The 9,965-nt window shown below is 44.1% G+C and carries 9 protein-coding genes; 2 read left to right on the forward strand and 7 right to left on the reverse strand.

Annotation, left to right across the window (positions count from 1 at the left end; genetic code table 11):
• Positions 1-546 precede the first annotated feature (546 nt).
• Together F6K53_RS28185 and F6K53_RS28190 are read right to left on the reverse strand one after the other, a co-directional pair.
• On the reverse strand, positions 547-1,008 hold the full coding sequence (locus F6K53_RS28185) for a DM13 domain-containing protein (protein WP_075901141.1): 462 nt from the start codon (positions 1,006-1,008) through the stop codon (positions 547-549).
• Between the two features lie 163 nt (positions 1,009-1,171).
• On the reverse strand, positions 1,172-1,351 hold the full coding sequence (locus tag F6K53_RS28190) for a hypothetical protein (RefSeq protein WP_293042418.1): 180 nt from the start codon (positions 1,349-1,351) through the stop codon (positions 1,172-1,174).
• Positions 1,352-1,610: 259 nt separating this feature from the next.
• Between F6K53_RS28190 and coaE the strand changes: the two genes are divergently transcribed.
• Positions 1,611-2,309, forward strand: a complete 699-nt coding sequence (coaE, locus tag F6K53_RS28195) for a dephospho-CoA kinase (RefSeq protein WP_293072147.1) — start codon at positions 1,611-1,613, stop codon at positions 2,307-2,309.
• 92 nt (positions 2,310-2,401) lie between these two features.
• Here the strand turns inward: coaE and sir are convergent, their stop codons facing one another.
• From sir to F6K53_RS28220, 5 genes are all read right to left on the reverse strand, one after another.
• A complete protein-coding gene (gene sir, locus F6K53_RS28200; protein WP_293082945.1) occupies positions 2,402-4,339 on the reverse strand; it encodes a sulfite reductase, ferredoxin dependent in 1,938 nt (645 codons plus the stop codon).
• Between the two features lie 366 nt (positions 4,340-4,705).
• Positions 4,706-5,254: an outer membrane beta-barrel protein gene (locus F6K53_RS28205; protein ID WP_293021252.1), complete on the reverse strand. Its 549-nt coding sequence runs from the start codon at positions 5,252-5,254 to the stop codon at positions 4,706-4,708.
• 287 nt (positions 5,255-5,541) lie between these two features.
• Positions 5,542-8,010: a DHH family phosphoesterase gene (locus F6K53_RS28210; protein ID WP_293082948.1), complete on the reverse strand. Its 2,469-nt coding sequence runs from the start codon at positions 8,008-8,010 to the stop codon at positions 5,542-5,544.
• A 176-nt stretch (positions 8,011-8,186) separates the two neighbouring features.
• The gene (locus tag F6K53_RS28215) at positions 8,187-8,795 is read right to left on the reverse strand and encodes a hypothetical protein (protein WP_293071679.1); all 609 of its coding nucleotides are present in this window, start codon (positions 8,793-8,795) and stop codon (positions 8,187-8,189) included.
• 217 nt (positions 8,796-9,012) lie between these two features.
• A complete protein-coding gene (locus F6K53_RS28220) occupies positions 9,013-9,189 on the reverse strand; it encodes a hypothetical protein (protein WP_293071680.1) in 177 nt (58 codons plus the stop codon).
• Positions 9,190-9,316: 127 nt separating this feature from the next.
• Between F6K53_RS28220 and F6K53_RS28225 the strand changes: the two genes are divergently transcribed.
• Positions 9,317-9,838 (forward strand): DUF29 family protein, encoded by a 522-nt coding sequence (locus F6K53_RS28225; RefSeq protein ID WP_293021247.1) that lies wholly within the window; start codon positions 9,317-9,319, stop codon positions 9,836-9,838.
• The last annotated feature ends 127 nt before the right edge of the window (positions 9,839-9,965 follow it).

Consider the following 9,965-nt stretch of genomic DNA (forward strand, 5'->3'; position numbering starts at 1 on the left):
AACTCCCGAGCGCATTTTTCTGCGCAACGTTTTCCTTGGGAGTCTCCAGCTTTGTGAATAATAATGACTTGCTTTAGCTGCACGTTACTGTTCTGGCTTACCCCTAGTGTTCACTGTTATTCTAGAGCGTTCGATTAAGCGTTACCCGATCTTTGCGGGGAAATTGGGGAAATAATTTAATTGTCAAATAAATTTAATTGTCTAAAAGGCGTTTTCTTGATCAAGAAGACTACCAACTTGGGATAACTATAACTAGAGACTGGGTCAAAGAGACTTAGTCAATAGGAGATTAACCCATGACAAACAGGGAACAGGGAACAGGGAGCAGGGAGCAGGGAACAGGGAGCAGGAAGCTTCGGAAAAATCCTGTGTACCTCATTAGGCTATAAACCGCTAGATGGGAGGCGTGACAGGTGTGGTAAGTGTGGGAAGATGGGGCGATGGAGCGATGGGGCGATGAGTAACTAGCTCCTTTTGACTGCCCTGCATCCCTACTCCCTACTCCCTACTCCCTACTCCCATTAACCCAGCAGGAAAGTACCTCTTTTACAGCGCAGCGTAACCAAAGGTGATGTCAAACCGACGACACCAAATTGCTACAGAGCCAAATTCGTTAAGATTCAAGTCGTCAGGAATAGCATAGCGTTGAGCACCACTGAATTGCTTGATTCGGGCGAGGGTTACATAGTCTTGTCCCCGAATTTTACGAGGTACACTGCTGTTCGGATACAGGAGTACATTCACATCGGGCCCACTACCCGTTTTAAAGGATTGATCGAATTCTAGATAGCGTTTACCATTTTCATTGACAATCTTTACATTTCCTTGAGTGCGATGCCCTCGATCAACGGTGATAAAGCTTCCTGTGGCGATAGTAGAGGCTATTCGTTGACTGACCAGAGCATTGTTTAAAGAGTTGTGTTTAACAACAGTTCTTTCTGCTTGCACAGCCGGAGTTGCTGCTGCCATTAACAATACGGATAAACCACCAACAATTAGACGTTTCATAACACTTCCTCCTAGTAATCAAAAATGAATTGAATCATTGCTTTAGTTGCTTAATTATTAGAATGAACTACCATTCTGAAATCACCCTAACGAATAAATGAAAGTTAGATGAGATTTAGAAAAGAAAACTGAAGCACTCAAAACTGACCAACTCAGCCTTAAGCTACTGTAGGGTGGATGAAGGGAAAGAAATGGCGTTGCTGAATCTTTGAATGAACAGGAGTAGAGCGGGCATCCTGCCCGCGCGAAAATAAGCATGAAACTGGCAAGATGCCAGTTCCACACAAGATGCCCATTCTACAGGTGCGACCCAAGGGCGATTTACTCGCCACGAGGCGCGCACCTACTCTTAAAATTATTCCATGATTAAGGAACGCCAAAGGAATTGCCCCGTAACCCATCACCTGGTAGCAGTGATTTATGACCAACAGGTGCGATCGCATCCCTGATCTATAGTAGTCGCCAGGGCAGTTAGGACATGATAAAAGTCTCAAACCTAAGTAAGCGCAAGAGTTTGACTTCGGACTTCGGACTTCGGACTTCGGACTTCGGACTTCTGCTATAACTCCCTGATATCATAACCGATTGTATACTTAACGCCCATGAATCAAAAACGCATCATTGGTCTAACCGGTGGTATTGCTACGGGAAAAACCACTGTATCGAATTACCTGGCTGATACCTACAGGCTACCGATTTTAGATGCGGATATCTATGCCAGAGAAGCGGTACAACCAGATTCACCAATCCTGAAACAGATTTATCAGCGCTACGGTTTACAAGTGCAACAGAGTGAAGGTACCCTGAACCGCAAACGCTTGGGAGAGATAATTTTTAGTAACCCAGCTGAGCGACAGTGGTTAGAGGAACAAATCCATCCTTATGTACGCGATCGCTTTCAATCTGAACTCGATACCTTTCTTGATGCAATAGCGAGTGGGGGAAACCAACGGCAGTCGCTCATGGGGGGAACCCCCAAGACCGCGCTGCCTACCCAAGACCGCGCTGCATCGCTAGTTGCTCCGACAGTCATTTTAGTCATCCCTTTGCTATTTGAAGCTAAGATGACCGATTTAGTGACAGAAACTTGGGTAGTCAGCTGCTCACCAGAACAACAGCTCAGACGGATCCAGAAACGCGATCGCATCTCTAAAGAACAAGCTCAAGCCCGAATCAACAGCCAACTCCCCCTCCAGCAGAAAATAGTACTTGCTGATCTAGTTTTAGATAACTCCTCTACCAAAGAAGCTCTAATCCAACAAGTATCTACTGCCCTTGCTACCAATGGATATCATCGATAATTTTGAATTTTGAATTTTGAATTTTGAATTCTGCATTCTTCATTCTCAATTCTCAATTCTTAATTCTTCATTCTTCATTCTTGCTAACCTAGTTATGGTAAATACGCTTCCAGAGCTTCTGCTGCCAACTGCGTCATACTTTTCCCTTGGTCAGCAGCAGCTTGCTTAAGACGAGCATGGACTTCTTCGGGAATGCTAATTCGACGGCGATTTTTAGCAGTAGAAGATTTCTTAGCTGCTGGCTTGCCATTTGGATTAACTATACCGCTACCTAGCTCATAGTTAGCGGAAAATTCCCGAAGGGCATCGAAGCCAATGCGATCGCAAAAATCCCCAAAACTCTCCTGAGGTTTGCGCTCTTCCCGAAACTGCACAAAAATTGGTTCAAAGAAAGATTCCAGCTCACTTTCTGGCATTTTCTGCACATAGGCTCGTGATAACCGAGTTTGATCTGGTGAAGCTCCCAGCCACACTTGATAAGCCTTTGGTGCGCTACCGACAAATCCCAACTCTGCCATATACGGTCTAGCACAGCCATTGGGACAACCGGTCATTCGGATCACAAAATATTCCTTCTCTAACCCCAATTTGTTCAGCAGTAACCGAATCCGATCAACCATGCCAGGGAGCGCCCGTTCTGATTCCGTAACCGCTAAACCACAGGTAGGTAAAGCTGGACAAGCCATGGAGTAGCGCACTAACGGTTCAATTCCTTCTGGAGTAACTTGAATACCGTGCTGTTCTAGAATCTGATTCAGGGCTTGCTGGTGGGTCGGGTCAATCTCATAGAGAATAATATTGTGGTTAGCAGTAAGCCGCATCGGTAGGGCAAATTTCTCAGTAATTTCCCGCAGAGCTGTTTTGAGTCGGAAATTCCCTTCATCTTTGACCCGACCATTCTCAATCGATATCCCCAGGAATAGCTTTCCGTCTCCTTGTTCGTTCCAACCCAAATAATCTTCGTACTTAAATGGGGGTAAGGGCTTAAACGGTGCCAGGGTTTTACCGAAGTAGCTTTCTACTTTTTCCCGGAACTTATCGACACCCCAATCATTGATTAGGTACTTCATTCTGGCATGACGGCGGTTTACGCGATCGCCATAATCCCGCTGGGTTGCCACAATTGCCTTAACCAAGTCATAGATATCGTCTTTCTCTACATAGCAGATGTGGTCAGCTAGACGAGCAAAGGTTTCTTCTTTATTGTGAGTGCGACCCATACCCCCACCAGCCAGAACATTAAATCCCTCCAGTTCTCCCTGGTCGTTGGTAATTACCACCAACCCCACATCTTGGGTATAGATATCAATCGAGTTATCCCCGGGAACCGTTACGGAACACTTAAACTTCCGGGGCATATAGTGTTCCCCGTAGATTGGTTCCTCTTTGTCCTGGAAAATAGTACCATTACCATTGCGCTGCCGTGCTGCTTTCACCTCCGGAGCTTCCTCAGCACTAATTACCTTTTCCCCATCCAGCCAAATCTCGTAATAGGCACCGGTTTGAGGGGTAAGTAAGTCAGCAATCCGATCAGCATACTCCCAAGCATACTGATACTCTGGTCGATTTTTGTATGGTGCTGGCGCAGCCATAACATTACGGTTGAGGTCTCCACAAGCACCCAAGGTTGACCCCATATTGCGGATAATTGCTGCAATTGTCGCTTTCAAATTCTTCTTGAGAATGCCATGAATCTGAAAACCCTGACGGGTAGTTACTCGTAGGGTATGGTTACCATACTCTTCTGACAACTGCTCTAGAGTCAGATAAAGCTCTGGTGGAATAAATCCTCCAGGATTGCGAGTGCGCAGCATCATCTGATAGTCTTTTTCCTGACCCTTGACCCGGTTATCTCGGTTGTCTTGCTGGTAAGACCCGTGAAACTTAAGAATTTGAATAGCGTCTTCTGTAAAATGAGTGGTATCCTGTAGCAATTCAGTTGCCACCGGCTCACGCAAGAAGTTACTGCGTTCTTTAATTCCTTCAATCTTAGAGGGTTTGCGGGCTTTAGGAGTCTGAGATACAACCATGGGTTCAACGGAGCAAAAAAGATGAATAAGTATAATTCCCGATAAATCGGTCGGGATTACGGTTAATGATTAGATCCTAATACTACCGTTACCGTTGCCCATTGGATCCATAACTTTAGAAATCCTAAAATTTCTCCAAATTCATTCATTGTCGTTCAATGAGATACCGGCAAAGAGGAAAGGAAAGAGTTGAAGGAAGGTTGAAGCGAGTAGATTGGCCAAAGCGAGTAGATGCACAAGAGGATTGTTGTCACCTCAGTTGAAGTATTTGACAGTTAATACTTCATCCTTTATACTTCATCCTTCATGCTTCATCCTTCATGCTTCATCCTTCATCCTTTCCCTTTGACAATGGACATACTAAGTTTAGAAACGGTAGCCTGCACCCAATTGAACACTGACAGACTCACCTGAACTATTTTCGTAAGCGTTAAGACCTACCTTAGTATTGCCGTAAACCAAAACATCCTTAGCAATTTGGCTTTCAGCACCCACGCCAAGCACCCAAGCATCTTGATTACCGATGGGTGTATTGTCTCCGTCATCTTCCACAAAAGAGTAACCAACACTAGCAAAAACATTAGTATTTTTAGCTACGCCTAGGTCAAAGGAAACACTAGGAATAATCGCCGTATTGTCATCATTGAAAAGAATATCACCTCTTAGAGAAACTGGAAGCTTTGAAGTTGTTAGACGAGTGGTAATATTACCACCAACATTTTGGTCATTCCCTTGTCCATCACTAGTTACACCGGCGGCCAGACCAACCCCAATGTAGCTAGCATCTGTACCTTTGACGCTGAGATCATCTGCTCCGGGATTAGCGGAAGCCATACTATTTCCTAGTAAAACGGGAGCAATTGTTGTAGCAGCCAAAGTAGAAATGGTGAAAATAGATTTCAGTAAACCTTGCATTGTTTATTTCCTCAAACTAGTTAATTTTTTGTTCCTTTCTCTACAAGTCGTTGGGAATAAACAAAAGGTTCCTCAGGTTATAAAAAAAAATCTAAATACTTGAAAAGCTTGAGATGACTTGAATCTGGCGAATCCGGATATAACTAGAAAAAAATTTGCTTAGTTTTAGACGCCCTAATTAGTTGATACTCTTTAAAAGAGAGTCGGTTTTATCAATTAATTTAATGTCTGTGTTTTGTTAGTGGACTGTTTACTAGGTGTCACAGATTAGACAACTGCGGCGAAGTCTAATCTTGTTTGATACCAACCATGCCATATCCAGCAATGTTATATGCAGCAATGGTAGACAGAGGCACCTGGTAAAAATACTGACGTCGGAACTGTTCCTCCTCAATGGCAGCAAAAAATATTGCGTTCGCGCAGCGTGCGCGTAGCGCAATCGCATCATTTCCAGCAACATTCGTCCGCTCGCGTAGCGTGGCCAACGGCCAATCGGAAGACCACTCCCTCCCATGCCAGCTTATTTGTACCCCGCAGTCCTGGTGGGAAACTTCAAAACCAATCGCTGATAGGGCATTCAGTCCTAACTCAACAGTGCGATCGCTTAAATCTAACTTCTCCTGCAATTGCACCAAAGTAGCCCATTGACCCGTGCGACTGAGGAACTTAGCAATTCCTAGCAACTTTTTCCAGGTGTCTTGGGCAGATAGTTGTTTAGGCCGTGGATATGCGATCGCTAATTGTCGTTCTGCCTGTATCGCTCTCCTACACCATACTTGTAACTCATCCCAACTCGTCGGACACTCATAAACCATTAGAGGAGTTAAACCTTCAACCTGTAACTCTTGTCCCCGACAATCTAAAATCCAATCGAGCTGATTAGAGACCTGTAAACAAGACTGCAAATAATTTTCCTGGCAAGGTTGCACCGCAACGAGGCGCACTTCTGGACGTTTTTCGTAATTATTATAGTCTAATTCCACAACAGCATTACATCTAACTTTAGGGACTTCATCCTGATAATGTCCCCACCAAATACCAGGAAAACCCATACTCGTAGAGTCATCCCAAATTTCAAATTTAGTTTTAATATACTGTACTTTCCGTCCTCTAAAATCCTTAGAGTTACGATTCCAAACCTGCTCAAACCAACAGTTTTTAATCAGCAATTTTGGCACCGGATTACCCATCCCACAAGGTTCCAGGTGTTTCAACTCATCAAATAGTGCTTTGCCCAACTCAGCAACCTTAACCACCAAATCCGCTTCTATAGCTGGCATCATCAAAGCACCCGTAGTCCCTAGTTTTTGTGCCAACTGCTGGTTAATCGCTTCCCTAAATAAACGAATATTATCCACTGGCAAACTCAACCCAGCCGCAAAAGGATGACCTCCGAAGCGATGCAACAGATGAGCTTGGGAATTGACTAATTCATAAAGATCAATATTATTAACAGAACGAGCCGAACCCCGTGCTATACTATAGGAGTGTTTATCTTCTAAACCTGCTTCTCCCAGCTGGCTTTCTCTATCGCTACTTTCAGTACTTAACAAAACTGTACTTAACAAAATCGTCGGGCGTCCGTATTCCTGAGCAATTTGACCAGCCACTAAGCCTAAAACACCAACCGGCCATTGGGGATCCTCTAAGACAATCACATTAGTAGTAGACAGATCAAGTTGGGCAAGTTTATCCTTAACCTGCTTAGTAATATCTTTTTGTAAAGACATGCGGCGGGTATTAGCTAATTCCGTCTCTAAAGCCAGTTGCTCACAACGTTTCTCATCCTTACTAGTGAGTAACTCAACACAAAATGAAGCATCCCCTTGAATTCGACTTACAGCATTAATTCTCGGGCCAAGTCCGAAAGAAATATCAGTCGGGCGATCGCCACTGCGTTTACACAACTCTAACAATCGCGCTATACCAGGACGAGAGCGAGTTTTCAGTTGCTGCTTCAGTTGTTCAATTCCCCGTTGTGCCAGGTAACGACAATCTCCAGATAATTCCACTAAATCCGCAATTAGACCAATTGCCACCAAATCCAGCAACCCCTCTAACCGTTGTTGGGGAATATTAGGTAAACGCTGATACATCGCTTCCACTAACTTATACGCTACCGCCACTCCAGACAAATGAAATAAAGGATGACTTTCAGCAAAATAGCGGGAATTGATGATAGAAACCACTGGCGGACGGTCATCTGGTAGAGTATGGTGGTCAGTGATAATCACATCCATTCCCAACTGGTGAGCATAATCAATTTCCTTCAGATTCGTGCTGCCAGTATCGCAGGTAACGATAAGTTTCACCCCAGAAGCGTGCAGTTGGTCAATTCCTGGACAATTCAAACCATGGGATTCCGTCAGGCGATTGGGAATGTAGTAACTTAGCTGTTGGTGCTCCCAGAAAAACTGTCCCAGTCCTTCCCAGAGGACACTAGTAGCCGTGATGCCATCGGCATCAAAGTCCCCCCATATGGCAACCTTTTCCCCAGCCTCACGGGCTTGCCGTAGGCGTTTTACTGCCCATTTCATTTCCTGTCCAAAATCAAAAGGGCTGGTAGGTTGATACAAATCTGGGTTGAGGAAACCAGCCAGTTGTTTCTCCTCTCGTATTCCCCGTTGCCACAGCAGTTGAGCAGCATAATGTCCCGAAGAGCCATTAGTATAGGATTTGACAGCTTCGATGAACCACTGAGGAAAGTCAGGTGGGGGTAGGACTTGCCATTGGGATTGAGAAATGGATTCGGACATGGATTGGGACATGAACCTGATTTGCGATCGCTTATAGTTAGTCGAGTTAGTACAAAAATACTAACTTAATCAGACCGACCCATAACCAACTTTATCCATAACTATTGTCTTGATGCAGTGGCTACTTTCTTGCCTCTTGCCTCTTGCCTCTTGCCTCTTGCCTTTTGCCTCTTGCCTCATAGATACTGCTGAAACGGATGTGCCAATATGCCCAGTATCAGATCAATTTCCTTAATATAATAGTCATCCAAATCAATAAACACCAATTGATTCACCAACTTGAGAAACTTCCAATTCGTCCCAGTAGTCACAGCTCCATAGATAGCATCAATATCCTGATCCTGTTGTTGATTAAATCTCTGAGCTGCTACCATTTCCGCAATGCACTGTCCTAATCCCCCCTTAATATTTTCATTTTTTGCCTCCACTAGAGTGACAACTGGTGTCCGAATTTCATAGATTTCCTTAGAAGCAGTAAGGATATAATCACAGTATCCATTTAATCCAGTTCCTCTATCAACATTAAACTCAGTTCCAGAAAAAAAACCGATTTGGAAATCAAGCAGACGGCGCACTTCCAGTAAAACCGGAGCAATAACTAACTCAGAACGAGCTTTTTCGGTATTGATAGCATTCGCGAGCGGCAGATTTTCCTTAAGGGTTGTTTTCAAGTGATCACTCGGCTCGATCGGGGCAATTTCCTTAAATACAGTATCCCCCTCATCAAGAAGGAGGTTAAACGCCGTTTGGACTTTGTAGATACTTGTAAAGTCGCTATATGCCATGATCTTTATTTCTCATGTCTCCTATAGCAATCCTAATATCAAGTCTGGTTGAATACCCATAATTAAGGAGAGGGTGGGGAGACTCACAGGGGTAGGTTTTTTACATTTGGGTAAAACATGGGACTTAACCTCAGCACAGGAAAAGGAAAACAACGAAGAAGCGATGCATCGCTAAGTGACAAAACTGATGGTTCGATAAATTTGCCGAAAATCCCGACTATTCGTCGAAAATTCTCCCCATCTCCCCATTCCCCTCCTGGGAGGGGTTAGGGGTGGGTCCCCATCTCCCCACACCTCCCACAAATCCCACACCTCCCACACTTCCCACACCTCCCACACTTCCCACACTTTCCCTATCTTCCCGATAGTGCCATCGGTTACATCCGTTACCCATTTTTTGCCCTGAAAGCTATTTTCCTAGCACCGTGCTATTGACTTTATTTAGTTAATATGCGTTCCAGATGACTTGTGCAGTTTCTTCGATAGGCTAAAGAGAACCATAAATCTGTGAGGACTGGGGTATGAGTCAGGAATTAATCGATCTCAGAATAAGTATCCTAGAGGGACGCTACGCAGATGCCTTAGCAATTGTAGATGAGTTGGAACAGATGACTAAACGCGCAACTGTGCATCAGATTGAATCCTATTTAAACAAGGCATTGATTAACTTGATTAAAAACCAAGTAGAGGAGCGTTTGACAAATTCTTGGGCAGCTTCAATTCGTGATTTCATTAGGGAAATCCAAAAACTGAATCTCAAAGATAACCAAAAATCTTATACTATCAATGCTGATCAATGGCAGTCATTGATTGACAATGAACTGGAGGCAGCAATTTCCACGGCGAGTGTGGAGGTTCTCAATGGTGCCTATACTCCAGCTCAACTTTCAAAACTATTAGATAGAGCTCAGCTCAGGCAAACAACTCAAGATTTGCTGGCCTTGACATACCTCTATTCAAAAAAGGATTTACCTTTATTTATTAATCAGTATTTAACTCAATTACCAGGAGGTTCCTATTGGAACCAAGATACACAACCATAAATCGAGTTATTCACAATCGACAATACCTATGACTTCTCTTCCTTATCCATCACAGCCACTAATTTCACCTCGGCAAACCTTGCCGACAATGTATGACTTACCCAGCGAAAATCCCAAAGAACCTGGT

It is taken from the genome of Moorena sp. SIO4A1 (assembly GCF_010672065.1).
Lineage (GTDB): Bacteria > Cyanobacteriota > Cyanobacteriia > Cyanobacteriales > Coleofasciculaceae > Moorena.

Excerpts from the sequence above, each read along its gene's own strand:
- F6K53_RS28210 (WP_293082948.1), bottom strand. The coding sequence starts at position 8,010 with ATGTCCGAATCCATTTCTCAATCCCAATGGCAAGTCCTACCCCCACCT.
- sir (WP_293082945.1), bottom strand. The coding sequence starts at position 4,339 with ATGGTTGTATCTCAGACTCCTAAAGCCCGCAAACCCTCTAAGATTGAA.
- F6K53_RS28205 (WP_293021252.1), bottom strand. The coding sequence starts at position 5,254 with ATGCAAGGTTTACTGAAATCTATTTTCACCATTTCTACTTTGGCTGCT.
- F6K53_RS28185 (WP_075901141.1), bottom strand. The coding sequence starts at position 1,008 with ATGAAACGTCTAATTGTTGGTGGTTTATCCGTATTGTTAATGGCAGCA.
- coaE (WP_293072147.1), top strand. The coding sequence starts at position 1,611 with ATGAATCAAAAACGCATCATTGGTCTAACCGGTGGTATTGCTACGGGA.
- F6K53_RS28215 (WP_293071679.1), bottom strand. The coding sequence starts at position 8,795 with ATGGCATATAGCGACTTTACAAGTATCTACAAAGTCCAAACGGCGTTT.
- F6K53_RS28220 (WP_293071680.1), bottom strand. The coding sequence starts at position 9,189 with ATGGGTAACGGATGTAACCGATGGCACTATCGGGAAGATAGGGAAAGT.
- F6K53_RS28225 (WP_293021247.1), top strand. The coding sequence starts at position 9,317 with ATGAGTCAGGAATTAATCGATCTCAGAATAAGTATCCTAGAGGGACGC.